Source organism: Mesorhizobium sp. M7A.F.Ca.MR.176.00.0.0, assembly GCF_004023165.1.
In the GTDB taxonomy this organism is placed as follows: domain Bacteria; phylum Pseudomonadota; class Alphaproteobacteria; order Rhizobiales; family Rhizobiaceae; genus Mesorhizobium.
In genome coordinates, this window is record NZ_RZTC01000064.1 from 1 (window position 1) to 25,494 (window position 25,494).

At 62.4% G+C, this 25,494-nt stretch carries 28 protein-coding genes; 12 read left to right on the forward strand and 16 right to left on the reverse strand.

The annotated features are described in order from the left end of the window. Positions 1-92: 92 nt before the first annotated feature. The gene (locus EOB59_RS20775) at positions 93-329 is read right to left on the reverse strand and encodes an Lrp/AsnC family transcriptional regulator (protein ID WP_010909609.1); all 237 of its coding nucleotides are present in this window, start codon (positions 327-329) and stop codon (positions 93-95) included. Positions 330-592: 263 nt separating this feature from the next. Between EOB59_RS20775 and EOB59_RS20780 the strand changes: the two genes are divergently transcribed. Next, positions 593-1,012, forward strand: a complete 420-nt coding sequence (locus tag EOB59_RS20780) for a DUF4864 domain-containing protein (RefSeq protein WP_128289130.1) — start codon at positions 593-595, stop codon at positions 1,010-1,012. A 4-nt stretch (positions 1,013-1,016) separates the two neighbouring features. On the opposite strand, the gene tgt is transcribed toward EOB59_RS20780, so the two are convergent. The 6 genes from tgt to coaD are packed head-to-tail and all read right to left on the reverse strand — an operon-like array spanning position 1,017 to position 5,400. Next, complete coding sequence (tgt, locus tag EOB59_RS20785; RefSeq protein WP_128289131.1) at positions 1,017-2,147, reverse strand: tRNA guanosine(34) transglycosylase Tgt; 1,131 nt, start codon at positions 2,145-2,147, stop codon at positions 1,017-1,019. After that, complete coding sequence (gene queA / locus EOB59_RS20790) at positions 2,140-3,282, reverse strand: tRNA preQ1(34) S-adenosylmethionine ribosyltransferase-isomerase QueA (RefSeq protein ID WP_128289132.1); 1,143 nt, start codon at positions 3,280-3,282, stop codon at positions 2,140-2,142. Before queA ends, tgt begins: the two co-directional genes overlap by 8 nt. Continuing rightward, entirely contained in the window at positions 3,282-3,731 is a 450-nt protein-coding gene (locus EOB59_RS20795) for a DMT family transporter (protein WP_127269466.1), read from the reverse strand. Before EOB59_RS20795 ends, queA begins: the two co-directional genes overlap by 1 nt. Positions 3,732-3,743: 12 nt before the next feature. Then, positions 3,744-4,256 (reverse strand): peptidylprolyl isomerase, encoded by a 513-nt coding sequence (locus EOB59_RS20800; RefSeq protein ID WP_127269467.1) that lies wholly within the window; start codon positions 4,254-4,256, stop codon positions 3,744-3,746. Positions 4,257-4,295: 39 nt separating this feature from the next. Beyond that, positions 4,296-4,883, reverse strand: a complete 588-nt coding sequence (locus tag EOB59_RS20805; RefSeq protein ID WP_127269468.1) for a peptidylprolyl isomerase — start codon at positions 4,881-4,883, stop codon at positions 4,296-4,298. Between the two features lie 16 nt (positions 4,884-4,899). Next, positions 4,900-5,400 carry a pantetheine-phosphate adenylyltransferase gene (gene coaD / locus EOB59_RS20810; RefSeq protein WP_127272529.1) on the reverse strand — a complete coding sequence of 167 codons (501 nt, stop codon included), beginning with the start codon at positions 5,398-5,400 and terminating at the stop codon, positions 4,900-4,902. Positions 5,401-5,698: 298 nt separating this feature from the next. On the opposite strand from coaD, the gene EOB59_RS20815 reads away from it, so the two are divergent. Then, the gene (locus tag EOB59_RS20815; protein WP_081714296.1) at positions 5,699-5,851 is read left to right on the forward strand and encodes a hypothetical protein; all 153 of its coding nucleotides are present in this window, start codon (positions 5,699-5,701) and stop codon (positions 5,849-5,851) included. Between the two features lie 69 nt (positions 5,852-5,920). Here EOB59_RS20815 and gyrA read toward each other — a convergent pair whose 3' ends face one another. Together gyrA and EOB59_RS20825 are read right to left on the reverse strand one after the other, a co-directional pair. Continuing rightward, a complete protein-coding gene (gene gyrA, locus EOB59_RS20820; protein WP_127810491.1) occupies positions 5,921-8,722 on the reverse strand; it encodes a DNA gyrase subunit A in 2,802 nt (933 codons plus the stop codon). A 202-nt stretch (positions 8,723-8,924) separates the two neighbouring features. Beyond that, entirely contained in the window at positions 8,925-9,767 is an 843-nt protein-coding gene (locus tag EOB59_RS20825) for an AraC family transcriptional regulator (protein WP_127810492.1), read from the reverse strand. Between the two features lie 85 nt (positions 9,768-9,852). On the opposite strand from EOB59_RS20825, the gene EOB59_RS20830 reads away from it, so the two are divergent. Together EOB59_RS20830 and EOB59_RS20835 are read left to right on the forward strand one after the other, a co-directional pair. Continuing rightward, a complete protein-coding gene (locus tag EOB59_RS20830; RefSeq protein ID WP_127269843.1) occupies positions 9,853-10,383 on the forward strand; it encodes a hypothetical protein in 531 nt (176 codons plus the stop codon). 155 nt (positions 10,384-10,538) lie between these two features. Continuing rightward, entirely contained in the window at positions 10,539-11,168 is a 630-nt protein-coding gene (locus tag EOB59_RS20835; RefSeq protein WP_013531832.1) for a MarC family protein, read from the forward strand. 32 nt (positions 11,169-11,200) lie between these two features. Here EOB59_RS20835 and EOB59_RS20840 read toward each other — a convergent pair whose 3' ends face one another. Together EOB59_RS20840 and EOB59_RS20845 are read right to left on the reverse strand one after the other, a co-directional pair. Continuing rightward, complete coding sequence (locus tag EOB59_RS20840) at positions 11,201-11,626, reverse strand: OsmC family protein (RefSeq protein ID WP_127810493.1); 426 nt, start codon at positions 11,624-11,626, stop codon at positions 11,201-11,203. Between the two features lie 117 nt (positions 11,627-11,743). After that, positions 11,744-12,265 carry a single-stranded DNA-binding protein gene (locus EOB59_RS20845; RefSeq protein ID WP_127270744.1) on the reverse strand — a complete coding sequence of 174 codons (522 nt, stop codon included), beginning with the start codon at positions 12,263-12,265 and terminating at the stop codon, positions 11,744-11,746. Between the two features lie 226 nt (positions 12,266-12,491). Here EOB59_RS20845 and EOB59_RS20850 point away from each other — a divergent pair, with 226 nt between their 5' ends. The 8 genes from EOB59_RS20850 to EOB59_RS20885 all read left to right on the forward strand — a co-directional run bounded on the left by EOB59_RS20850 (position 12,492) and on the right by EOB59_RS20885 (position 20,559). Then, positions 12,492-12,806 (forward strand): metalloregulator ArsR/SmtB family transcription factor, encoded by a 315-nt coding sequence (locus tag EOB59_RS20850; RefSeq protein WP_013531836.1) that lies wholly within the window; start codon positions 12,492-12,494, stop codon positions 12,804-12,806. Continuing rightward, positions 12,803-13,294 carry an SRPBCC domain-containing protein gene (locus EOB59_RS20855; RefSeq protein WP_127810494.1) on the forward strand — a complete coding sequence of 164 codons (492 nt, stop codon included), beginning with the start codon at positions 12,803-12,805 and terminating at the stop codon, positions 13,292-13,294. Before EOB59_RS20850 ends, EOB59_RS20855 begins: the two co-directional genes overlap by 4 nt. A 24-nt stretch (positions 13,295-13,318) precedes the next feature. Beyond that, positions 13,319-13,924, forward strand: coding sequence for an ATP-dependent Clp protease proteolytic subunit (locus tag EOB59_RS20860; RefSeq protein WP_127270740.1), 606 nt, complete (start codon positions 13,319-13,321; stop codon positions 13,922-13,924). 92 nt (positions 13,925-14,016) lie between these two features. Beyond that, complete coding sequence (locus EOB59_RS20865) at positions 14,017-14,313, forward strand: hypothetical protein (RefSeq protein ID WP_127810495.1); 297 nt, start codon at positions 14,017-14,019, stop codon at positions 14,311-14,313. A gap of 712 nt (positions 14,314-15,025) precedes the next feature. Further along, positions 15,026-17,947, forward strand: coding sequence for an excinuclease ABC subunit UvrA (uvrA, locus tag EOB59_RS20870; protein ID WP_128289133.1), 2,922 nt, complete (start codon positions 15,026-15,028; stop codon positions 17,945-17,947). A gap of 29 nt (positions 17,948-17,976) precedes the next feature. Next, positions 17,977-18,447 carry a GNAT family N-acetyltransferase gene (locus tag EOB59_RS20875; protein WP_128289134.1) on the forward strand — a complete coding sequence of 157 codons (471 nt, stop codon included), beginning with the start codon at positions 17,977-17,979 and terminating at the stop codon, positions 18,445-18,447. Between the two features lie 23 nt (positions 18,448-18,470). Next, the gene (locus EOB59_RS20880) at positions 18,471-19,292 is read left to right on the forward strand and encodes a DUF72 domain-containing protein (RefSeq protein WP_128289135.1); all 822 of its coding nucleotides are present in this window, start codon (positions 18,471-18,473) and stop codon (positions 19,290-19,292) included. 115 nt (positions 19,293-19,407) lie between these two features. Further along, positions 19,408-20,559 (forward strand): GGDEF domain-containing protein, encoded by a 1,152-nt coding sequence (locus EOB59_RS20885; protein WP_128289136.1) that lies wholly within the window; start codon positions 19,408-19,410, stop codon positions 20,557-20,559. A gap of 49 nt (positions 20,560-20,608) precedes the next feature. Here EOB59_RS20885 and EOB59_RS20890 read toward each other — a convergent pair whose 3' ends face one another. The 5 genes from EOB59_RS20890 to urtB form a co-directional block, all read right to left on the reverse strand. Next, positions 20,609-20,785: a hypothetical protein gene (locus EOB59_RS20890; protein ID WP_081738697.1), complete on the reverse strand. Its 177-nt coding sequence runs from the start codon at positions 20,783-20,785 to the stop codon at positions 20,609-20,611. Between the two features lie 270 nt (positions 20,786-21,055). After that, positions 21,056-21,751 carry an urea ABC transporter ATP-binding subunit UrtE gene (urtE, locus tag EOB59_RS20895; RefSeq protein ID WP_127810500.1) on the reverse strand — a complete coding sequence of 232 codons (696 nt, stop codon included), beginning with the start codon at positions 21,749-21,751 and terminating at the stop codon, positions 21,056-21,058. A 69-nt stretch (positions 21,752-21,820) separates the two neighbouring features. Next, complete coding sequence (urtD, locus tag EOB59_RS20900; protein WP_127271299.1) at positions 21,821-22,567, reverse strand: urea ABC transporter ATP-binding protein UrtD; 747 nt, start codon at positions 22,565-22,567, stop codon at positions 21,821-21,823. A 6-nt stretch (positions 22,568-22,573) separates the two neighbouring features. Further along, positions 22,574-23,806, reverse strand: coding sequence for an urea ABC transporter permease subunit UrtC (gene urtC / locus EOB59_RS20905; RefSeq protein WP_127810501.1), 1,233 nt, complete (start codon positions 23,804-23,806; stop codon positions 22,574-22,576). Continuing rightward, entirely contained in the window at positions 23,803-25,416 is a 1,614-nt protein-coding gene (gene urtB / locus EOB59_RS20910) for an urea ABC transporter permease subunit UrtB (protein WP_127271301.1), read from the reverse strand. The genes urtC and urtB overlap by 4 nt, the downstream gene beginning before the upstream one ends. Positions 25,417-25,494 lie beyond the last annotated feature (78 nt).

The following is a 25,494-nucleotide window of genomic DNA, read 5'->3' on the forward strand; positions in this document are numbered from 1 at the left end:
CGGTCAGTATGTTGCGCCTGCCTAAAATTGAGGCAGCTGAAATATGACCTTGATCAGCCTTTGCCTCGTGCCCGGGCAAATGCGTTTACCAGCTAGAAAGCGCGAAAAGTGACGACGGTGAACGTGTCCTTGATGCCGGGGAGAATCTGCACCTTTTCGTTGACGAAATGGCCGACGTCTTCCTCGTCGTCGACATAGAATTTGGCGAGCAGATCGTAATTGCCGGCGGTGGAGTAGATTTCCGAGGCGATCTCGGCATCGGCAAGCGCGCTGGCAACCTCATAGGATTTGCCCAACTCACATTTGATCTGCACGAAAAACGCCTTCATGGCTTCGTCCCGCTAAACGTCCAAGTCCAGCGGCCCTTCTGGCAGACTGGAGGCGGGCTTTCAAGCGCTGGAATCCGTACTTAGCCGGCCCGGACCTGGGCTACGACCCCCGCAGCTCCGCCACCGGCATGCACCTCCCGCCGATCGCCAGCGATTATTCGCAATCGCTGAAACCGCGATGCGCTGCCAAGCGTATGTTATGATGCGCCTTCGGACAGCGCCATTTCGAGGGAAGATATTTCGCGGGATAACGGAGACAGGCCATGCGCCGCGCCTTTTTCGCAATCGCAGTCGTTCCATTCCTCTTTGTGTCGTCGGCATTCGCAGGCGATGCCGAGATCAAAGCAGGGCAGTCCGTCATCGACGGTCAGCTAAAGGCCCTCATCGCCAATGACGGCGCCACCGCCTACAGCTTCGCCGCCCCGAATGTGAAGCGTATCTTCCCGACCGTCGATGCCTTTATGAACATGGTGACCAACGGCTATCCGCCGGTGCGCAAGCCGCGGACCTATTCCTTCGGCAAGGTCGAGGAAATGGCTCCGGGTTCGATCGTCCAGCAGGTGCTGATCGTCGGCCCCGATGGCAAGGATTACGAGGCGGTCTATACCTTGCAGCAGCAGCCCGACGGCACGTTCCAGATCACCGGCTGCAGCCTGCGCGCTTCGAATTCGCTCAGCACTTGAGGCCTCATAGCAACGGGATATCGCCCCTCGCCCAGCCCTCGGTGATTTCCGCGCCGCGTGCTTCGAAGGCGCCGGCCTCGATCGCAGCACGGATGTCCTGCATCAGTTTCTGGTAATAGGACAGGTTGTTCCACGTCAAAAGCATTGCGCCGAGCGCTTCTTGCGAGCGCACCAGATGATGCAGATAGGCGCGTGAGTAGTCCCGGGCGGCCGGGCAGTCGCTTTCCTCGTCGAGCGGGCGTGGATCGTCGGCATGGCGGGCGTTGCGCAGATTGACCTTGCCGCGCCTGGTATAGGCAAGGCCGTGCCGGCCGGCCCGTGTCGGCATAACGCAGTCGAACATGTCGATGCCGCGCGCCACCGATTTCAGGATATCGTCGGGCGTGCCGACGCCCATCAGATAGCGCGGCTTGTTATCAGGCAGTTCCGGACAGGTGATGTCGAGCATGTCGAGCATCACCGCTTGCGGCTCGCCGACGGCCAGGCCGCCAACCGCGTAGCCCTTCAGCTCCATCGCGCTCAGCGCCTGCGCCGAGCGCTCCCGCAGCGCCGCGTTGTCGCCGCCTTGCACGATGCCGAACATCGCCTTGCCCGGCTGATCGCCGAACGCCGTCTTGCAGCGCTCGGCCCAACGCAGCGACATCTCCATGGCGCGCTCGATCTCCTTCATCTCGGCCGGCAGCGCCGTGCATTCGTCAAGCTGCATCTGGATATCGGAATCGAGCAATCCCTGGATCTCTATCGAACGTTCCGGCGACATCTCGTAGGCGGCGCCATCAATATGCGAGCGGAAGGTGACGCCCTTTTCGGTCAGCTTTCTCAGCTTCGACAGCGACATCACCTGGAAACCGCCGCTGTCGGTTAGGATCGGATGCGGCCAGCGAGCGAATTCATGCAAACCGCCGAGCCGCGCCACACGCTCGGCGCCGGGCCGCAGCATCAGATGGTAGGTGTTGCCCAGGATGATGTCGGCGCCGACACCGCGCACCTGGTCCATATACATGGCCTTGACGGTGCCGCCGGTGCCGACCGGCATGAAGGCCGGCGTGCGGATTTCGCCGCGTGGCATGTCGATCACGCCGCGCCGCGCCTTGCCGTCGGTTGCCAAAACCTTGAAGCTGAACGGCTTAGCCATTGAATTCCTTGTCGTGGATCGGGGCGTCCGGCGCCTGATTGTCGAGCGACTGGCGGTCGCTCGTCTCCGCTCGGAAAAGCAGGCTTGCGTCGCCATAGGAATAGAATCTGTAACGGTTCTCGATGGCATGGGCATAGGCCGCACGCATCGTGTCGAGGCCGCTGAAGGCCGAAACCAGCATGAACAGAGTCGAGCGCGGCAGATGGAAATTGGTCATCAGCACGTCGGCCGTGCGAAAACGGTAGCCGGGCGTGATGAAGATATCGGTCGGACCGGACCACGCAGCCAGAGTACCGTCCTCACGCGCGGCACTCTCCAGCAGACGCAGCGAGGTCGTACCGACAGCAACGATGCGCCCACCCCTCGCCTTGGCCGCATTCAGCGCGTCGGCTGTTTCCGCGCTTACCGAGCCTATCTCGGCATGCATCTTGTGGTCGGCGGTGTCGTCCGCCTTCACCGGCAGGAACGTACCGGCGCCGACATGCAAGGTGACGAAGCGGCGTTCGATGCCCTTGCTGTCAAGCGCTGCAAAAAGCTCCGGCGTGAAATGCAGGCCCGCGGTTGGTGCCGCGACGGCGCCTTCCTCGCTTGCATAGATGGTCTGGTAGTCGGCCCGGTCGCGTTCGTCGTCGTCGCGTTTCGAGGCGATGTAGGGCGGCAGCGGAATGTGGCCGACCGCGTGCAGCGCCTCGTCGAGGAACGGCCCCGACAGATCGAAGCCAAGCAGCGCTTCGCCGCCCTCGCCTTTCTCGATCACCGTGGCGTCGAGCTGACCGAGCAAACAGGAATTGCCGCCATGGCCGAAATGGATGCGGTCGCCGGCGGCAATGCGCTTGCCCGGCCGCATGAAGGCCAGCCAGCGGTCCGGCGCCATGCGCATATGCAGCGTGGCTTCGACCTGCGCTGTCGCTTCGCCTCGCCTCCGGATGCCTTTGAGCTGCGCTGGAATGACCTTGGTGTCGTTGAACACCAGCACGTCGCCGGCCCTGAGCAAGGACGGCAGGTCGCCAACCCTGCGGTCGTCGAACCCTTCGCCGGGTTTGACCACCAGCATCTTGGCGCTGTCGCGCGGCTCCGCCGGACGAAGCGCGATGCGCTCCTCCGGCAAGTCGAAGTCAAAGAGATCGACGCGCATCAGTAGAGCCGGACGAGCAGCGCTCCGGCCAGCAGCAGCACCGCGCCGGCAACGCGGCCGAGCGAGATTTCACGCACCGCGACGCCGAGGAAGCCGACGCGATCGATGAGCATGCCGGCCAGCAACTGGCCGGTGACCAGAAACGCCATCAGCGCGGCCGCACCTATGCGTGGCGTGAGAATCGTCGACAGCGTGACATAGAAACCGCCCAGCATGCCGCCGGCCACGAACAGCCAGGGCGCCGGCGCCTTCCAGTCGAGCGAGATGCCTTGCAGCTTCACCACCGTGACGGAGATGATACCGAGCACGATCGCGCCCGACAGGAACGAAAACGCAGCCGCCGCGACCGGGAGGCCCAGGCCGCGCGCCAGCTGCGAATTGATCGGCGCCTGAATGGCAATGAAGGCGCCGGACAGGATGCCGAGAAGCGACCAGACGACGCCCATCATTGTCGTTTGCCCTTACTTGACGTCGGCCGCGACCTTCAGCGACACGATCTTGTCGGGATCCTGCACCGGCTCGCCGCGCTTGATCTTGTCGACATTGTCCATGCCTTCGATGACCTGGCCCCAGACCGTGTACTGGCGGTTGAGGAAGGCGGCATCGTCGAAGCAGATGAAGAACTGCGAATTGGCCGAGTTCGGGTTCTGCGAGCGGGCCATCGAGCAGGTGCCGCGAGCATGGTTGGCGTTGGAGAATTCAGCCTTCAAATCCGGCTTTTCAGAGCCGCCCATGCCCGCGCGGGACGGCGCGAAGGAAGGCTTGCTCGAATTGCCGAACTTGACGTCGCCGGTCTGCGCCATGAAACCCTCGATGACGCGGTGGAAGACCACGCCGTCATAGGCGCCTTCCCTGGCCAGTTCCTTGATGCGGGCGACATGGCCGGGCGCCAGGTCGGGGAAAAGTTCGATGACGACCTTGCCCTTGGTCGTTTCCATGATGAGCGCGTTCTCGCGATCCTTGATTTCGGCCATGTCAGATATCCTTTTGAGAAAACAGAGTTATTCGACAATTTACTTGTCGGCGGCGATGCGCACCTTGATCATCCGGTCGGGATCGGTGACCGTGCCGTTGTCCGCCTGGTCGCCCTTCTTGATTTGGTCCACCAGTTCCATGCCGCTGACGACATTGCCGACGATCGTGTACTGGCCATCGAGGGGCGGTGCCGGAGCGAACATGATGAAGAACTGCGAATTGGCCGAATTTGGGTCCTGCGAGCGGGCCATGCCGACCACGCCGCGCTTATAATGTTCGGTCTGTGAGAATTCGGCCGGCAGGTCGGGCAGGTCGGAACCGCCGGTGCCGGCGGCCTCGGCGCTGAAACCCTTTTTCATATTGCCGAACTTGACGTCGCCGGTCTGCGCCATGAAGCCGTCGATGACGCGATGGAAGGCGACGTTGTCATAGGCGCCTTGGCGCACCAGCTTCTTGATCTGCTCGACATGCTTTGGCGCAAGATCGGGCCTCAGCGCAATGGTGACGTCGCCGTCCTTCAGCGTGATGATCATTGTGTTTTCCGGGTCGGCGGCGAAAGCCGAGACCGACACAGCCACAAGACCGGCGAGCACGACAAGGAACGAGGCTAGCTTTTTCAGCTGCATGGTTTTCTCCGAAAACTTACTTCTTGAACTTGGCTGTGAGCGCACCGGCAACCGCCGCCGGCACGAAGGGGCGAATGTCGCCGCCCATCGAGGCAATCTGGCGAACAAGTGTGGCGGTAATGGTGCGTACCGAAGGACTGGCGGGCAGAAAAACCGTCTGCAGTTGAGGCGCCATGGTCTCGTTCATGCCGGCCATCTGCATCTCATAGTCGAGGTCGGTGCCGTCGCGCAGGCCGCGGATCATGATCGAGGCGCCCTGCTTCCTGGCGGCGTCGATGACCAGCCCGTCGAAGGCGACGACCTTGATGCGGGCACCGTCGCTGCCGAATTCCGTCTTCGTCGCCGTCTCGATCAGCTTCACCCGCTCCTCGAAGGAAAACAGCGGTTGCTTGCCCGGATGGATGCCGATCGCCGCATAAACGATATCCGCCACGGCCAGCGAGGCCTTCAGCACATCGAGATGGCCGTTGGTCAGCGGGTCGAAGGAGCCGGCATAGAGGGCGATGCGTTCAGTCATGGCAGGTGCTTCTAATGCATGATCCCAAAAAGTGGAAACCGGTTTTTGGAAAAGATCATGCTCAAATGAAAGCTAGAGCCCGTTCCGTCTTCCGTCCATCAAGATGTAACAGGCTCTAACGAGCCTCTCTCGCAAAGGCAAATCCGATCGGCGCGCCGGCCGTGAACCTTTTCCGGCACATGAACGACAGATGAACACGCTGATCACGAAGCCTTCACGCAGCGTTCACTAGGTTGCACCTTAATAAGATGAAACCAAAATCCCATCTATCCGTTGTTAGGCGCAGGAGAACACGCACATGCTGATCTACATGCTCGCCACCGCAATGACCGTCGCCATGCTGATCGCCACCGTATTTGGGCTGCATCAGGAGGCGCAACGCATCCGCGTCAAGGCAAACACCAAGCGCTTCGAAGGCTTCGGCCCGCGCAAGCCATATCGTCACTACTGATAAAGCCTGAACTTGCTGCCGCGCCGGCCACCTGGCCGGCGTTGCTATGTCAAAACCCGGGTGCCGGACTTAGTCCGTACCCTCCGGACCGGCGTCAGGCGCCGGAGCGGCATCAGCACCGCCCTCGACCGTCTCATCGCTTTCTTCGTCCGCTTGCGGTTCCGAGATCCGCTCGACCGAAACCACCTTTTCGCCTTCAGCCGTGTTGAAGATGGTCACGCCCTTGGTGGCGCGGCTGGCGAAACGGATGCCGTTGACCGGAACCCGGATGACGGTGCCGCCGTCCGACACCAGCATGATCTGGTCGTCATTGCCGACCGGGAACGTCGCCACCAGCCTGCCAATCTCGGCTGCCTTCGACACATCGGTGGCGCGGATGCCTTTGCCGCCGCGTCCGGTCAGCCGGAAATCATAGGACGACGAACGCTTGCCGTAGCCGAACTCGGTGACCGTCAGCACGTACTGTTCGTGCGCCTTGAGCTCTTCGTATCGGTTGTCGGAAAGCTCCGTCTCCTCGCCGATCTCCTCATTGGTCAGCGCGATCTCTTCCTCTTCGCCGGTCGTTTCCGTGGCAAGCCGCCGCTCCGCCGCCGCGCGCTTCAGGTAAGCGGCGCGTTCCGCTGGCGAAGCATCGACATGCTCTATCACCGACATCGAGATGATGCGGTCGGTCTCGGCCATGGTTATGCCGCGCACACCGACCGAATTGCGGCTCTGGAAGACGCGCACGTCGCCGACGGAGAAGCGTATGCACTGGCCGGAACTGGCGGTCAGTAGCACGTCGTCCTTGTCGGTGCAGGTCTCGACGCCGAGGATCTCGTCGCCTTCTTCCTCCAGCTTCATGGCGATCTTGCCGTTGCGGTTGACCTGGACGAAGTCGGATAGATCGTTGCGGCGCACGGTGCCGCGCGTGGTGGCGAACATCACGTAAAGTTCGCCCCAGCTGGCCTCGTCCTCCGGCAGCGGCATGATGGTGGTGATGCGCTCGCCCTGCTCCAGCGGCAGCATGTTGATCAGCGCCTTGCCGCGTGACTGCGGATTGCCGATCGGCAGCCGCCAGACCTTTTCCTTGTAGACGATGCCGCGCGAGGAGAAGAACAGCACCGGCGTATGGGTGTTGGCCACGAACAGCCGGGTGACGAAATCCTCTTCCTTGGTCGACATGCCGGAGCGGCCCTTGCCGCCGCGACGCTGCGCCCGGTAGAGCGACAGCGGCACGCGCTTGATGTAGCCGGAATGGCTCACCGTCACGACCATGTCCTCGCGCTGGATCAGGTCCTCGTCTTCCATGTCCGAACCGCCGTCGGTGAGTTCGGTGCGGCGCGGCGTGCCGAACTCGTCGCGCACGGCAGCAAGCTCGTCCTTGACGATCTGCTGGACGCGCGCGCGGGACGACAAAATGTCCAGGTAATCGATGATTTCGGCGCCGATCGTGTTCAACTCGTCGGCGATCTCGTCGCGGCCGAGCGCGGTCAGGCGCTGCAGGCGCAGTTCGAGGATGGCGCGCGCCTGTTCCTCTGACAGATTGTAGGTGCCGTCTTCGTTGATGCGGTGACGCGGGTCATCGATCAGGAGGATCAGCGATTCCACGTCGCCAGAGGGCCAGCGCCGCTCCATCAACTGCTCACGCGCCGTCTGCGGATCCGGCGCGGTGCGGATCAGCTTGATGATCTCGTCGATGTTGGCGACTGCGATGGCGAGACCGACCAGCACATGGGCGCGGTCGCGCGCCTTGCGCAGCAGGAATTTCGTCCGCCTTGTGATCACCTCCTCACGGAAGGCGACGAACGCCTTCAGCATATCGGTCAGGTTCATCACTTCCGGCTTGCCGCCGTTCAGTGCCACCATATTGGCGCCGAAGGAGGTCTGCAGCGGCGTGAAGCGGTAGAGCTGGTTGAGGATGACGTCGGCAACGGCGTCGCGCTTCAACTCGATGACGACGCGGTAGCCCTGGCGGTCGCTCTCGTCGCGGATATCGGAAATGCCCTCGATGCGCTTGTCGCGCACCAGTTCAGCCATCTTCTCGATCATCGACGACTTGTTCACCTGGTAGGGAACCTCGGTGATGATGATCGACTCGCGGTCGTTGCCGCGCTGTTCGATGTTGACCTTGCCGCGCATGACGATGGAGCCACGGCCGGTCGAATAGGCGTTGTAGATGCCCGAACGGCCAAGCACGATGCCGCCGGTGGGGAAATCCGGTCCCGGAATGATCTCCATCAACGCCGGCAGGTCGATCGCCGGATTGTCGATGAGGGCGATGGCGCCGTTGCAGATTTCGCTGAGATTATGCGGTGGAATGTTGGTCGCCATGCCGACGGCGATGCCGCCCGAGCCGTTGACCAAAAGGTTGGGAAACCGTGCCGGCAGAACCTTCGGTTCGCTGCCCGACGCGTCGTAAGTGTCCTGGAAATCGACGGTATCCTTGTCGATATCCTCCAAAAGCTCGTGCGCGACCTTGGTCAGCCGCGCTTCCGTGTAGCGCATCGCCGCAGGCGGATCGCCGTCGATGGAACCGAAATTGCCCTGCCCGTCGATCAACGGAACGCGCAGCGACCAGTCCTGCGCCATGCGCACCAAGGCGTCATAGATGGAGGCGTCGCCATGCGGATGGTATTTACCCATCACGTCGGCGACCGGACGCGCCGACTTCACATATTTGCGGTTCCAGTGGTAGCCGCTCTCATGGGCGGCGAAGAGAATGCGGCGATGCACCGGCTTCAGGCCGTCGCGCACGTCCGGCAGCGCACGGCTGACGATCACGCTCATAGCGTAATCGAGATAGGAGCGCTGCATCTCCTCGACGATGGATATCGGCTCGATGCCGGTGGGGCCGCCGTCGGCGCCGCGCGGTGTCTTCTGGTCGGTCAAATCGGATCACAATCTAATCAGGAATCACTTGGTGCTTATATAGGAAGCAAGCCCGAAACTCCAACCTTCACGGCACTTTTCCAGTGTCATTTTCGGTGGTAATTTCAAATGGATACCGCTGATTGCGACGATATGGCCAAGGCAGTTTTCGCCGCCCTGACGCAAAAGCCTGCGTGTCTGCCTTGGCGGGCATGGGGCCGATTCACGAAGCAGAAACGGCCCATGCGCCACGGCGGCTGCGATACTGGCCCGGCGTCTCCCCGATGATCCGCCGAAAACGACGATTGAAGGTCGACAGATCGTTGAAGCCTGCCTCGAAGGCGATCGCCGAGACCGCATCGTTCGACAGGCGTAGCCGCACCGCCGCCCTGTGCAATCGCGTCCTGAGCAGGAATTGGTAGGGCGTCATGCCCGCCACCTGCCGGAAGATGCGCAGGAAGTGATACGGACTGGTTGCTGTCTCATCGGCAAGCGCTGAAAGCGAGACAGGCCCATCGGCGTCCAGTTCGATCCGCCGCACTGCCTCGGCCACCCGTTTCTGATCGCGGCGGCTGGGCGCGCGCCCGACATGCGTAGCGCCAGAGGCTGTAGCCACGGCAGCACCGGCCAAGCGCAGGGAAAGTTCCTCGAAGGCGTCGATGTAGGCCATCTCGCGCGCGGTCTCCGCTTCGGCCAGGAGCGGCGCCAGTACCGGCAAAGGCGGCAGGCGCGCCGCCTCGAAAGCCAGCTTCCTGGCGCCCGGAACGCCAGCTGCGATCCGTTCCATGTAAGCCGGCTCGAAATGGAACGAGAGGCAACGGTCGCCGCTGCCATGCTCGTGCCCGCATTCGTAACATGTGCCGGGATTGCCGAGCAGGAGCGCGCCGGGCGCCAGCATCGCCGTGCCTTGCTGGGCGCGGTAGCGAAACGTGCCGCTGGTGACCGCAGCGACGCAGAAATCCTGATGCGCTTCCTCGAACGGCCGGTCGCCGGCGCCGGCCGTGCAAATGACGTCCGTCACGTGCCAACCGGCTCCGAATGCGAGACTATGCGTGGTCGTCGTCATAGTCGAAATATAGCAATTTTTCCCAAGCCCAGAACCCCGTCACCGCCTAGTCCTAACGGTCTCCTGACAAGAAGAGACCGCAGCCATGTTCGATCAATCCTCGTTTGCCGAAGCCCTGCATAGCTCCGGACCGATCGAAGGGCTTGCCGAAAAACTGAGCCTTTACGGCCGCTTCGTCGGCGCCTGGACGTTTGAGGCCTCGCGCCACCTCGAGGACGGCACTGTGCTGACAGGGCGTGGCGAGGTGCATTTCGGCTGGGTGCTGGAAGGCCGGGCGATCCAGGACGTGTGGATCCTGCCCGCGCGGGACGCCGGTCCATCGCCATCCTTGGGCACATGGACTTTTTACGGCACGACGCTGCGCGTCTATGATCCCGGCGCGGATGCCTGGCACATCTTCTGGAGCGACCCGCGCAACCAGTATTTCAGCCGCCAGCTCGGCCGCGCCGAGGGTGACACGATCGTGCAAGTGGGCGCCGACGACACCGGCAGCTCGGTACGCTGGAGCTTTTCACGCATCACCGAAAACTCCTTCCGCTGGCTGGGCGAACGCTCGCAAGACAATGGCGCGACATGGCGGCTGGAAGTCGAGTTCCTGGCGCGGCGAGCGGTTTGATCTCCGAGGATTGCAGCAGCCCAGAATAAAAGCGTCGCGATCCTTCGCGCTGCCCTCTGTCCCGCATCAACCACTTTCTCACGAACGGTTCCCACCGAACGGGCTTTGCTCTACCAGTATTCTGGCACGGGCACAGCCCCGCGGGAGGGTCAGAGATGCCGAGTTTCGACAGCCTGTTCAACGCTTTCGTCACCATTCTCGTGACCATCGACCCGCCCGGCCTGGCGCCGCTGTTCCTCGCCGTGACGCGCGGCATGAACCGCGAGGAGCGCCAGCAGGTTTCGGTGCGCGCCTCGATCATCGGTTTCCTAGTGATGGCGCTGTTTGCGGTTGCCGGGGCCTCGATCCTGTCGGTGTTCGGCATAACGTTGCCGGCCTTCCGCGTCGCCGGCGGTTTCCTGCTGTTCTTCATCGCCTTCGAGATGGTGTTCGAGCGCCGGCAGGACCGCAAGGAGAAGATCGGCGACGTCGCCATCACCAAGGACATGATCCACAACATCGCCGCCTTCCCGCTGGCGATCCCACTGATCGCGGGCCCTGGTGCCATTTCGGCAACTGTGCTGCTTTCCGGCTCGTTTCAAGGCTTTGCCGCGCAGGCGGCGCTGGTCGGCATCATCTTCGTCTGCCTCGCCATCACCTATCTGGTGTTCGTGCTGTCGGAACGCATAGACCGCATCCTCGGCCAGACCGGCCGCTCGATCCTGACCCGTCTGCTTGGCGTCATCCTGGCGGCACTGGCTGTGCAATTCGTCGCCGACGGTATCAAGGCGCTGATAGCAGGCTGAGAGGCTGACGCGGCGAGAACCCGAAGCCGGTTCTATTTCGCCGTCGTGTCGATGACCTCGAAATCGTGGGTAATCGTGGCGGTCTCGGCCAGCATCGCGGAGGCCGAGCAATATTTTTCGATCGAAAGGTCGATCGCGCGTTTCACCTTGACGCTGGAGAGTGCCCTGCCCTTGACGACGAAATGCATGTGAATGCGGGTGAACACTCTTGGCTCGGTTTCGGCCCGCTCGGCATCAAGCTCGACCACGCAGTCCTCGACCGCCTCGCGGCCCTTTTCGAGGATATGCACGACATCATAGGCCGAACAGCCACCGGTGCCGATCAGCACCAGCTCCATCGGGCTTGGACCCGGCGTCCTGCCTTCCGGTCCGTGCGCTGTTCCGAGCACGACCATGTGACCGCTGCCGGATTCCCCGACGAAGGTGCGCTCCTCGACCCACTTTACGCGCGCTTTCACCCAACTCGTCCTCTCACCGTATTTCGTTGATCGGCCCGGTCAGCCTCAATCACGATGCAAAACCCCGAAAGTCCATGAACGACTCTCGGGGCACTGTGTCTGACATAACTGTTGCGATCAGAACGGGATTTCGTCATCCAATTCGCGCGACGAACCACCGCCGCCGCCGCTCTTGGCACCGCCGCCACCGCGATTGAAGCCTTCGCTCGGGCTGGACTGGCCGAAATCGGAACCACGGCTGCTGCCGCCACCGGTATAGCCGCCGACCTGACCGCCCTCGCCCTGTCCGCGTGCGTCGAGCATCTGCAGCTCACCGCGGAATTTCTGCAGAACGACTTCCGTCGTGTACTTGTCGGCACCGGTCTGGTCCTGCCATTTGCGCGTCTGCAACTGGCCCTCGACATAGACCTTCATGCCCTTCTTTAGATACTGCTCCGCCACCTTGGCGATGCCCTCATTGAAGATGACGACGTTGTGCCACTCGGTTTTTTCCTTGCGTTCGCCGGAATTCTTGTCGCGCCAGCTTTCCGATGTGGCGATGCGGATGTTGACGACCGGTTCACCCGAATTCAGGCGACGGATTTCGGGATCCGCGCCGAGATTGCCGACCAGAATGACCTTGTTGACGCTACCCGCCATGATATTTCTCCGCGCTCATCCGAAACAAATTTTTGTCGCAGCACCTTACAGGCTGCAGGCGATCGCCGCTTGCCATGGCTGCCTTTACCCACAAGGTTTTTGTTCCCTTTTCGTTCTTATCCGCATCGCTGCTTATTGTCAAGGAATGGCAGCAACGCCGAAGCCGATCATATGGGCCTGAAAAGACCGCTTGCCAAATCAATAAGTATGCACTTATGCTTTTGGCATGATCGAAGCAGAGATTTTTCGCGCACTGGCCGACCCGACGCGCCGCGCCGTCTTTGAGCGGCTGGCCGCCGGCGAGATGAGCGTGTCGGAATTGCGCACCGGGATGACGGTGTCGCAGCCCGCGGTGTCGCAGCATCTGGCGGTGCTGCGTGGCGCCGGGCTGGTGGTCGAGCGGCGAGCCGGCCGCAACGCCTATTACCGCGCCGATCCGCAGGGGCTCGCCCCCTTGCTCTCCTGGATCGAACGCTACCGGACCTTCTGGCCGGAGCGCATCGAAAGGCTGAAGGCGGTTTTGAAGGACATGGATCAATGAAGAAGGCGGGATCAACGACCAACCACGGCCAAGGCGACGCCCCGGATGCGCTCGAGTTCGAGTACGAGCTTGCCGAGCCGCCGGAAAAGGTCTGGCGGGCCCTGACCGTACCGGAATTGCTGGCCGCCTGGATGATGCCGAACGACATCAGCCCCGAGATCGGCAACCGTTTTGCCTTCGCCGGACCGGACACGCCGATCGAATGCGAAATCCTCGACGCCGAACCCGAGAAGCTGCTGCGCTATTCCTGGCGGGAGCAGCCGGGCGACGCCGCCAGGCAGGGGCCGCTCGACAGTACCGTCACCTTCACACTTGCCCGAACCGTTTCCGGCGGCACGCATCTGCGCATCGTCCATGACGGCTTTGCCCGCAAGACCATGCCTGCCGTCGCCATGGCAGGCGCCGGCTGCCGGGTTTCGCTCGGTGCGAACAGGTCATCTAAGCCAATCGCCGCAAACACGCCTCGCCTCCTGCTTCGCGCGGCCTGAAAACAAAACGGACGGAGAGAGACAATGAGCGGTGTTGCCAGTCTGGTGCCGATGGTCATCGAGCAATCGAGCCGCGGCGAACGTGCCTTCGACATCTTTTCGCGGCTGCTGCGCGAGCGCATCATCTTCATCAATGGCGAGATCAACGATGACATCTCGGCGCTGGTCTGCGCGCAGCTTTTGTCGCTGGAATCGGACAATCCCGACAAGGAGATCTCGCTCTACATCAACTCGCCGGGCGGCGTGGTGACCAGCGGATTCGCCATCTACGATACGATGCAATATATTAGCTGCCCGGTGTCCACCGTATGCATGGGCTTTGCCGCCTCGATGGGCTCGTTCCTGCTGATGGCAGGCACACCGGGGCGTCGGATTTCCCTGCCGAATGCCACCATCCTGCTGCATCAGCCGCTGGGCGGGTTCCAAGGCCAAGCCTCCGACATCCAGCGCCATGCCGAGCGCATCGGCCGGACGAAACGGCACATGGCCGAACTTTACGCGCAGCATTGCGGCCGCAGCTATGAAGAGGTGGAACGCACGCTCGACCGCGACCACTTCATGACCGCCCGCGAGGCCCAGTCCTGGGGCATCGTCGACCATGTTTTCGACACGCGAAAGAAAGCGGCGTAAGCCAGGGTCGGATCGGAGACCGTCCGGCAGTTAGTCGAAGATTTGACGATGCCGGTCTGGTTCCATCGGCGACGCGCCACTATAGTCCTGCGATGACCGACACTCATCAGTCCAGATCATTGCACCGCGTCATCGCCGTTGTAGCGCTCGCCATTGCGGGCCTCATCAGCGGCGCGGCACTTGCCGACGACAGTTCGTCGTCGACGCAAAAAAGCGCCCTTCCCGGCGTAACCGGCGACTACCGCATCGCCAAGCCGGCTCCCGAGCCGGACGATGCGCTGCCAGCCGGCGAGAACGGTACATTCAAGATCGGCGATACCGATGTCAGGATTTCCGGCAGCATCACCGTCGATGTCGGCGCCGGCTCGATCGGGCCGCCGCGCCACTGACAGCGCGTGTCGCGCTGCGCCTGTCGCCCACAAGACAATCCGCACATGAAAACGGCCCCGCCGTGCTTTGCGCAAACGGACGGGGCCTTTTTGGATCTCAAATCCAATTTTACCGGGAGTGTACTGCCGGCGTTTGATTTCGGATGCACCGCGGCATTCAGCCGACGATCCGACTAGTAGTCTCTGATTTTTACGAGAGATGGCAGGTCACGGTTTGCCGGCTGGCGAAAACGCTGAACCCTGGCACTTATGCCTGCCTCGGCTCCAGTGACAACTGGAACCCTGGGGGACGATCCGGTGGCGTCATAGCTCCGCTCCTCTGTCCGTTGCGATTGTTGTCAATTCGAAGCACAAATCGCAAATGCCTGCGGCGTCTCGCAGGCCACCTTTGGGCGGCGAGGCCATCGAAAGACGGCCGGCTTCGTTGACTGCTGGAGACTGCTCCCCTCAGTTGGTGGCGTCAACCATCAATAGCCGGTTACCGAAAAATGTGATCGCCGGGAGGTTACGTGCAAGTCAGTTTTTGCACAGCTTTGTCAGGAGCGTGTTCGGCCTTTGTTCTTTCCGCTTGCCCGTTCACGCGAAAGACGCTTAAACGCTCTCGTCGGGAATTGTGGCGTATCTCGACGTGGCGGCAAAACTACCTACATAGGGGATGGCCGGGAAAACCCGCCATTCCAGGAAATTCCAGATTCTGAGGCGGCGACCGGCTATGGCCGACCATAAATATCTTTCCATTCGCGGGGCGCGCGAACACAATCTGAAGAATGTCGATCTCGACTTGCCGCGTGACAGCCTGATTGTCATGACCGGCCTGTCGGGGTCCGGCAAGTCATCGCTGGCCTTCGACACGATCTATGCCGAGGGCCAGCGCCGCTACGTCGAAAGCCTGTCGGCCTACGCGCGGCAATTCCTTGAGATGATGCAGAAGCCTGACGTCGACCAGATCGACGGCCTGTCGCCCGCCATTTCCATCGAGCAGAAGACCACCTCGAAGAACCCGCGTTCGACGGTCGGCACCGTCACCGAGATCTACGACTATATGCGGCTGCTTTTTGCGCGCGTCGGCATACCCTATTCGCCGGCCACCGGCCTGCCGATCGAGAGCCAGACGGTTTCGCAGATGGTCGACCGCGTGCTGGCGATCGAGGAAGGCACGCGCCTGTTCATCCTGGCGCCGATGGTGCGCGGCCGCAAAGGCGAGTACCGCAAGGAATTGCTGGAACTGCAGAAGAAGGGCTTTCAACGCGTCAAGGTCGACGGCGTCTTCTATGAGATCGCCGACGTGCCGGCGCTGGACAAGAAGTACAAGCATGACCTCGACGTCGTCGTCGACCGCATCGTCGTGCGCGGCGATCTGGCGACGCGGCTCGCCGATTCCATCGAAACGGCGCTGAAGCTGGCCGATGGGCTGGCGGTCGCCGAATTCGCCGACAAGCCGCTCGATTCCAGCCAGACCGGCGAGGATTCGGTCAACAAGTCGAAGAACGAGACGCATGAGCGCATCCTGTTCTCGGAAAAGTTCGCTTGCCCGGTCTCCGGCTTCACCATTCCGGAAATCGAACCGCGCCTGTTCTCGTTCAACAACCCGTTCGGCGCCTGCCCGACCTGTGACGGTCTCGGCAGCCAGCGCGCCATCGATGGCAATCTGATCGTGCCGGACGAGAACATCTCGCTGCGCGACGGCGCCGTCAGCCCGTGGGCGAAATCGACTTCCCCCTATTACGCGCAAACGCTGGGAGCGCTGGGCAAGTCCTATGGCTTCAAGCTTGGCGACAAGTTCAAGGATTTGTCCGAAGAGGCCAAGGAAGCTATCCTGCACGGCACGGGTGAGCGCGAAATCACCTTCCAGTATGATGACGGCCTGCGCTCCTACAAGACCACCAAGACCTTTGAAGGCGTCATTCCCAATCTCGAGCGGCGCTGGAAAGAGACCGAATCCGCCTGGATGCGTGAAGAGATCGAGCGCTTCATGTCGGCCACGCCCTGCCCGGCCTGCAAGGGTTATCGGCTGAAGCCCGAGTCGCTGGCGGTGAAAATCGCCGGCAGGCACATCGGCGAAGTCACCGAGCTTTCCATTCGCAAGGCCGACCAGTGGTTCACTGACCTGCCGGCGTCGCTCAACGACAAGCAGAACGAGATCGCGGTGCGCGTCTTGAAGGAAATCCGCGAGCGGCTGCGCTTCCTCAACGATGTCGGGCTCGACTATCTGACGCTGTCGCGCAATTCCGGCACGCTGTCGGGCGGCGAGAGCCAGCGCATCCGGCTGGCATCGCAGATCGGCTCCGGTCTCACCGGCGTGCTCTATGTGCTGGACGAACCGTCGATCGGCCTGCATCAGCGCGACAATGCCCGCCTCCTCGATACGCTGAAGCACCTGCGCGATATCGGCAACACGGTGATCGTCGTCGAGCATGACGAGGACGCCATCCTGCATGCCGACTATGTCGTCGACATGGGTCCGGCCGCCGGCATCCATGGCGGCGAGATCATCGCCCAGGGCACGCCGCAGCAGGTAATGGCCAATCCCAATTCGATCACCGGCAAATATCTGTCCGGCGCGCTCGAAGTGGCGACGCCCGGCGTGCGGCGTGAAGCGAAGAAGAACCGCCGCCTGAAGATCGTCGGCGCGCGCGGCAACAATCTGAAGAACGTCACCGCCGAAATCCCGCTCGGCACCTTCACCGCCGTCACCGGCGTGTCGGGCGGCGGCAAGTCGACCTTCCTGATCGAAACCCTGTTCAAGGCTGCCTCGCGCCGCATCATGGGCTCGCGCGAGCACCCGGCCGACCACGACCGCATCGAGGGCCTCGAATTCCTCGACAAGGTCATCGACATCGACCAGTCGCCCATTGGCAGGACCCCGCGTTCGAATCCCGCCACCTATACAGGCGCTTTCACACCGATCCGCGATTGGTTCGCGGGCCTGCCGGAAGCCAAGGCGCGCGGCTATCAGCCCGGACGTTTTTCGTTCAACGTCAAGGGCGGCCGTTGCGAGGCCTGCCAGGGCGACGGCGTCATCAAGATCGAGATGCACTTCTTGCCCGACGTCTACGTCACCTGCGACGTCTGCCACGGCAAACGCTATAACAGAGAGACGCTCGACGTCGTGTTCAAGGGCAAGTCGATCGCCGACGTGCTCGACATGACAGTCGAGGAAGGCGTCGACTTCTTCGCCGCCGTGCCCGGCGTGCGCGACAAGCTCGATACGCTGAAGCAGGTCGGCCTCGGCTACATCCATATCGGCCAGCAGGCGACGACGCTGTCCGGCGGCGAGGCGCAGCGCATTAAGCTCGCCAAGGAACTGTCGCGCAAGGCAACCGGCAAGACGCTCTACATCCTCGACGAGCCGACCACCGGCCTGCATTTCCACGACGTCGCCAAGCTGTTGGAAGTGCTGCATGAACTGGTCGACCAGGGTAACACGGTGGTGGTCATCGAGCACAATCTCGAAGTGATCAAGACCGCCGACTGGGTGCTCGACCTCGGCCCCGAAGGCGGCGACGGCGGCGGCGAACTGGTTGCCTCCGGCACGCCGGAAGCCATCGTGCGCGAAAAGCGCAGCTACACCGGCCAGTTCCTCAAGGAACTGCTGGAGCGGCGCCCCGGAGGCAAGCGCGAAGCGGCGGAGTGATCGGACCGGTTGGCGCCTGGAGCTTTTGAATGAAAATCAGAAGAGCGCTTGCCGGTGATCTCCAAACCGTCGTCTCGCTGACGGAAGCGGCCTATGCGCCTTACACTGCACTGTTAGGCGCACCGCCGATCCCAGTCACCGAGGACTATGCGCCGCGCATTGAGGGCGGCGAGGTGTGGGGGTTGGAAAGTGGCGGCGGACTTGCCGGGCTGATCACGCTGGAACGGCATGACGACCACGCGATGATCTTTTCCGTCGCGGTCTCTCCTGACTTTCAGGGCAAGGGCTTCGGCATTGCGCTGCTGAAACACGCGGATGAGCTGACCCGTCTCTGGGGCCTGCCCGAGATCCGGCTTTACACCAACGCCAGGATGGAGCGGAACATCGCGCTCTATCTGGCCTATGGTTTCCACGAAACGGGTCGCCGGCCCAATCCCTACCGGCCGGGATGGGTGCTGGTCGACATGGCAAAATCGGCCCACGAGAGCACAGCGGCCTGATTTTCTGAACTTGGGAGGATGAGATGAGCACATCGGGAACAATCCGCGCCGGCATGGGCGGCTGGACCTTCGAGCCCTGGGATACGTCCTTCTATCCCGACAAGCTTTCCAAGGCCAAGCAGCTGAACTACGCCACTCGCCAGGTGTCGAGCATCGAGGTCAACGGCACTTACTATTCCAGCTTCAAGGAACCGACCTTCGTCAAATGGGCCAACGAGGCGCCGGACGGTTTCGTGTACTCGCTAAAGGGCAACCGCTTCGTCACCAACCGGCGCGTGCTGGGCGAGGCCGGCGAATCGATGACGCGCTTCCTCGGCTCGGGCGTTGCCGCACTCGGGGAAAAGCTCGGGCCGATCCTGTGGCAGTTCGCGCCGACCAAGAAATTCGATCCGGACGATTTCGAAGCCTTTTTGAAACTGCTGCCGGAAAAGCAGGACGGCGTTGCGCTGCGCCACGCGGTCGAGGCCCGCAACGACAGTTTTGTCGTGCCGGAATTCGCAGCACTTGCCCGAAAATACAAGGCCGCGATCGTCTACGCCGACCATGCCAAATATCCTGATATCGCCGACGTCACCGGCGATTTCGTCTACGCCCGGCTGCAGACCGGTAGCGATGACAATCCCGACTGCTACACGCCGAAAGGCCTCGATGAATGGGCCGCGCGGGTAAATATCTGGGCGCAAGGCAAGCAGCCGGCCGACCTGCGGCGCGCCGACCCCGCCACCGATGCGCCGGTCAAGCCGCGCGACGTGTTCGTCTACTTCATCACGGAGGGCAAGGTGCGCGCGCCGTTCGGCGCCATGGCACTGATGAAGCGGGTGGACCAAGGTCTGCCGGTGCCCTGACGCTGCGGAATCATGGCATCTTCGCCATCGTCGTAACCTTATCGATACCTCCTTGCTGCATGAATCCAGCTGAACCAGTCGCAGATCTGGGCCGCCGCGGGCAAGGACGAGGGGCATGTCGCTCGACTACACTTCACTTCTGCTGGCTGTCGGTTTTTCCGCTGCCTGCCTGAGCCTGACACTGTTTGGCATGTGGCTGACCGCTCGCTCGGAAAAGTTCCTGCTGACATGGGCGGCCAGCCTGGTGTTCGTGGTCGGCGATATTTTTTTCTATGACGCCTATATCGATATGCCCGGGCGCCTGCTGGGCATCGCCACGCTGGCTTTCCTCCTGCTCGGTTTCTCAACAATGCTGGGCGCGGCCTACCAGTTCAGAACCGGCGGCTCGCCGATGCCGCGCACGGTGTTTGGCAGCGCCATTTCGCTGGCCGTGACGTTGCCTCCCATGGCTCTAGGCTATGACGGGCTGGGCTTCATGTTCGAAAATGCCTTCGCCGCCTTGCTTCTGTTCGTAACGGCGGTCGAATACTGGAAAGGCCGCGACGAAGCCCCTGCCCTGACAACCGGTATCACCGCGCTCTATTCGGCCACGGCCGCATCCTTTGCTCTCTGCGCCATGGTTTTGGCCTGGGAGGGAAAGCTGGTCCTTGGACATGCGCCAAGCAACTGGGCCGAGGAACTGAGCCTCATCATCGTTATCGCCAGCATGACCGGCATCGGAGCGCTTTCCCTGGCCCTGAACCAAGGGCGTCTGGCCCGGCATCACCGCCACAATGCCCTGACCGACCCGCTGACCGGCCTGCTCAACCGCCGCGCCCTATTCGACCTGCACGGCGATGCGCCGGTCGGTGCCTTCACGGCGGTGGTCGTCTTCGACCTCGACAACTTCAAGGCCATCAACGACGAATTCGGCCACGCCGCCGGCGATGAGGTGCTGAAGGTATTTGCACGGGAACTCGCCGGCAATCTTCGCCCGGGTGATGTCGCCGCGCGCATGGGCGGCGAGGAATTCGCGCTGGTGCTGAAGCGGACCTTGCCCGAAACGGTGGAGGCCACCGCCGAGGCCATCCGGGCAGCTTTCGCCGCGCACCACATCGAAACCGAGACAGGCTCGCTGATATGCACGGTCAGTGCCGGATTTGCTTTCGGCACCAAGGAAGGCCTCGGCTTCGACAAGGTGCTCAATGCCGCCGACAAAGCGCTCTACGACGCCAAGCGCGCCGGCCGCAACCGCGTCACCGCTTCTCCGTTCAAGCGCGCAGGCTGATCGCGTGTGTCAACACCGGCCTCTGATCGTGGCGAGACGAATGCAGCTCCTAGGCCGCCATGACAATCTCATTGAAGGTATCGAGATCGACATAGAAGACCTTGGTGATCTCCTCGATCAGATCGTCGTAATCGCAGCCCTGTGATCTCAAGATGTTGATGGCAGCGATGATATCGACACGTTCGATAAGCCGCCGCTTCTGGTAATCCTCGACGTAACGTTCCATGGCTGTCCCTTAGCCTGTGTGCCCAAACGCGTTGAACGACAGAGATCGCAGGAGGGAAGCTAGGCAGCCTTGCTTGCGTGAAACTTGCCCGGCATTGGCCGTGCTCCTCGATCTGCGATAAACCAGACTGGTACGGAAGCGGCCGACTCACAAAAGCCTAGGAAAAGACTAGCACGCAGCTGCCAATGCACCAGAGACGCTGGTGCAGGGCCGGAGAAATACTGGACTTGCCAAGGACTTCGGATCGTCAACTGAAGTGCGTTGGCGATTCTAGACCGTCAGGAACTTCCTGACATCAGCACGGTCCAGATCTTCCGCCGGACCGGTATGGACGATCACGCCACGGTCCATGATGTTGACCTCGTCGGCCAACTCGCGGCAGAAATCGAGATATTGTTCGACCAGAAGCACGGCGATGCCGGCCTGGTCACGCAGGTAGCGGATGGCGCGGCCGATGTCCTTGATGATCGACGGCTGGATGCCCTCGGTCGGCTCGTCGAGCACCAGCAGTTTCGGCCGCATCACCAGCGCCCGTCCGATGGCGAGCTGCTGCTGCTGGCCCCCGGAAAGATCACCGCCGCGGCGGCCGAGCATCTGCTTCAGCACCGGGAACAATTCGAAGACATGCGTCGGAATGTTGCGGTCGGCCCGTTTCAGCGGCGCAAAGCCTGATTCCAGGTTCTCCCGCACGGTGAGCAGCGGAAAGACCTCCCTGCCCTGCGGTACGAATGCGATGCCCGACCGGGCGCGGTCATACGCCGCGCTCCGGTCGAGCGCCTTCCCCTCGAAGGCAACGCTTCCGCTCGTCAGCCGGTGGTGGCCGACGATCGATCTCATCAAACTGGTCTTGCCGACGCCGTTGCGGCCGAGCACGCAGGTGATCTTGCCGGCGCCCGCCTTCAGCGACACGCCGCGCAGTGCCTGGGCGGCGCCGTAGTGCAGCGTGGCATTGGAAACTTCGAGCATGTCAGCGCCTTTTCCAGAACCGCAGAAACGACAGATCGAAATGATGGAACTGCACCCGCCAGACCATGCTCATCTCCCCAGATAGACTTCGACGACACGCTCGTCGGCCGACACGAAATCGAGTGTGCCTTCCGAGAGCACCGAGCCCTCATGCAGGCAGGTGACCTTGACGCCGAGCTCGCGCACGAAATGCATGTCATGCTCGACGACGATGACCGAATGGTCGCGGGCGATGTCCTTGAGCAGACGAGCGGTTTCCTCGGTCTCGGCATCGGTCATGCCGGCGACCGGTTCGTCGACCAGAAGCAGTTTCGGGTCCTGTGCCAGGAGCATGCCGATCTCGAGCCACTGCTTTTGTCCATGGCTCAGATTGGCCGCCAGTTCGTCACGCTTGTCGCCAAGCCGGATGATGCCGAGAATGTCATCGATCTGCCGCGTCTCGGCGGTCGAGCGGCGATGGAACAGCGCCGGGAAGATCGAGCGCGGTCCCTTCAGCGCCAACATCAGGTTTTCCTCGATCGTGTGGCTTTCGAACACGGTCGGCTTCTGAAACTTGCGGCCGATGCCCATCATGGCGATTTCGGCCTCGTCATGCTTGGTCAGATCGACCTGGCCGTCGAAGAACACGTCGCCTTCGTCGGGCCGCGTCTTGCCGGTGACGATGTCCATCATCGTCGTCTTGCCGGCGCCGTTGGGGCCGATGATGGCGCGCATCTCACCCTTGTCGAGCACCAGCGACAGATTGTTGATGGCGCGAAAGCCGTCGAAGGAGACCGAGACGCCGTCGAGATAAAGGATCGTGTTCGACTTTGACATGGTCGCTCACTCCGCCGGCTGCGGTTCGGGGTTGCTGGCGGACCAGTCGCCGGGCTTGCTCGCCTCGCTGCGAACGATTTTAGCCGGCGTCGGAACCTCGGGGTCGCTGCCGGCTTCCTCGGCAATCGAAGCTGCCCGCAACGCCTTGGCGTTGCCGCGCCAACTGTCCCACATGCCGATGATGCCTTTGGGCAGCAAAAGCGTGACGGCGACGAACAGCCCGCCCAGTGCAAACAGCCAGAACTCCGGTAGCACGCCGGTGAACCAGGATTTGCCGGCATTGACCAGCAGCGCACCGATGATCGGTCCGACGATGGTGCCGCGCCCGCCGACAGCCGCCCAGACGACGACTTCAATCGAATTGGCCGGCTCGAACTCGCCCGGATTGATGATGCCGACCTGCGGCACGTAGAGCGCGCCGGCTATGCCGGCCATGACAGCCGAGACGGTGAAGGCGAACAGTTTCACGTTCTCGGCCCGCCAGCCGAGGAAGCGCGTGCGGCTCTCGGCATCGCGCACCGCCATCAGGAGCTTGCCGTATTTGGAGCCGACGATCGCCCAGGTGACGAAGACGGCAAGTGCCAGCATCACGGCGCTGGCCGCGAACAGCGCCGAACGCGTCGCGTCGGCCTGCACGTTGAAGCCGAGAATATCCTTGAAATCGGTCAGGCCGTTGTTGCCGCCGAACCCCATGTCGTTGCGAAAAAAGGCAAGCAGCAGCGCGTAGGTCATCGCCTGGGTGATGATCGAGAGATAAACGCCGGTGACGCGGCTGCGGAAGGCGAACCAGCCAAAGACGAAAGCGAGCAGGCCGGGCACCGCGAGCACCATGAGGCCGGCGAACCAGAAATGGTCGAAACCGTACCAGAACCAGGGCAATTCCTTGTAGTTCAGGAACACCATGAAGTCGGGCAAGATGGGATTGCCGTAAACGCCGCGCGAACCGATCTGCCGCATCAGATACATGCCCATCGCATAGCCGCCGAGCGCGAAGAAGGCGCCGTGACCGAGCGAGAGGATGCCGCAATAGCCCCAGACCAGGTCAAGCGCCAAGGCGAGCAGCGCATAGCAGAGATATTTGCCTGTCAGCGCGACGATGTAGGAAGGGACGTAGAAGGCGCTGGTGGGAGACACCGCAAGGTTGAGCAGCGGCACAAGGACGGCCACCGCCAGCAGGATGAAGATCGTGATGGCGATGCGGCGGTCCGCGCCGGCGGCAAAGAAGCGTCCCGTGATCATGCTTCCACCGCCCTGCCCTTGAGCGCGAACAGGCCGCGCGGGCGCTTCTGGATGAACAGGATGATCAGCACCAGCACGACGATCTTGCCGAGCACCGCGCCCGCATAGGGCTCGAGGAACTTGTTGACGATGCCGAGCGAGAAGGCGCCGACCAGCGTGCCCCACAGATTGCCGACGCCGCCGAAGACGACGACCATGAAGCTGTCGATGATGTAGCCGCGACCGAGATTGGGCGAGACGTTGTCGATCTGGCTGAGCGCGACGCCGGCAATGCCTGCAATGCCGGAGCCGAGCGCGAAGGTCAGCGCGTCTACCCATGGCGTCCTGATGCCCATCGAGGCGGCCATGCGCCGGTTGGCGGTGACGGCGCGCATCTGCAGGCCCCAGGGCGTGCGCTTCATCACGTAGAGCAGGATGCCGAAGACAGCGAGCGCGAAAACCAGGATCCACAGCCGGTTCCAGGTGATCGCCAACTGTCCGAGATTGAACGAGCCCGACATCCAGGATGGGTTGCCGACCTCCTGGTTGGTCGGCCCGAAGATCGAGCGCACGGCCTGCTGCAGGATCAGCGAGACGCCCCATGTCGCCAGCAGCGTTTCAAGCGGCCGGCCATAGAGGAAACGGATGACGCCGCGCTCGATGATCAGGCCAACAAGGGCCGCGACGAGGAAGGCCAGCGGCAGCGCAATGACCAGCGACCAGTCGAACAGGCCGGGAAAGGAGGTGCGGATCACCTGCTGGACGACGAAGGTCGTGTAGGCGCCGAGCATGACCATCTCGCCATGCGCCATGTTGATGACACCCATGACGCCGAAGGTAATGGCAAGGCCGATTGCCGCCAGCAGCAGCACCGAGCCCAGCGAGATGCCGTACCAGATGTTCTGCCCGGCATCCCAGAAGGCCAGCGTCGAATTGATGTTGGCGATTGCGGTGGTCGCCGCTTGCTTGACCGCGTCGGTGGAATTCGCCTCGACCGAGGTGAGCAGGGAAACCGCATCGCGGTCGCCACGCGCGCCGATCAGGGCAATTGCAGCGAGCTTGTCGGCTTCGGGCCGGTCGGAGACCAGAACGGAGGCGGCACGAGCCTGTTCGAGCAGCGCCTTGACGCTGGCCACGGTCTCACTGGCGATTGCCGTGTCGAGCGGTCCGATGTTTGCGGCGTCGGGAGTCTTGAACATGGTGTCGGCGGCGGCAACACGCACGGCCGGGTCCTTGGCGCCGAGCGTCAGCGTGCCCAACGCATCGCGTATGACGCGACGCAGCGTGTTGTTGACCTTGATCTTGGTGATGCCGTCCTTGGCCGCTTCGCCCGACGCCTCGCCGCTCAACGGGTCGGAAAGCTGGACGCTTTCGCCCGCTTCCTTGCCGACAAACACAAGGGAATCAGCCTTGCGGACATACAGGTTGCCGTCGGCAAGTGCCGCAAGCGGCCGCTCTACCGCCGGATCGCCGGCGGCCGCCAGTTCGTGGACGACGGCCCCGATCTCGGAAAAGCCCTTGGCCGTGGCGAATTTGGCGATGATGCCGCGCAGATCGGCTTCGCCGGCGCCGGAGGACGACAGTGTCGCCAGCAGGAACAACAGCATCAAACCCGTGCGGATCAAGATCATCGGTCTCTGGTAACCCCTGAAGGTTGAAGTGGGCGTCCGGACGGCGGAGGAAGCCGTCCGGACGCGCGCGGTCATGGG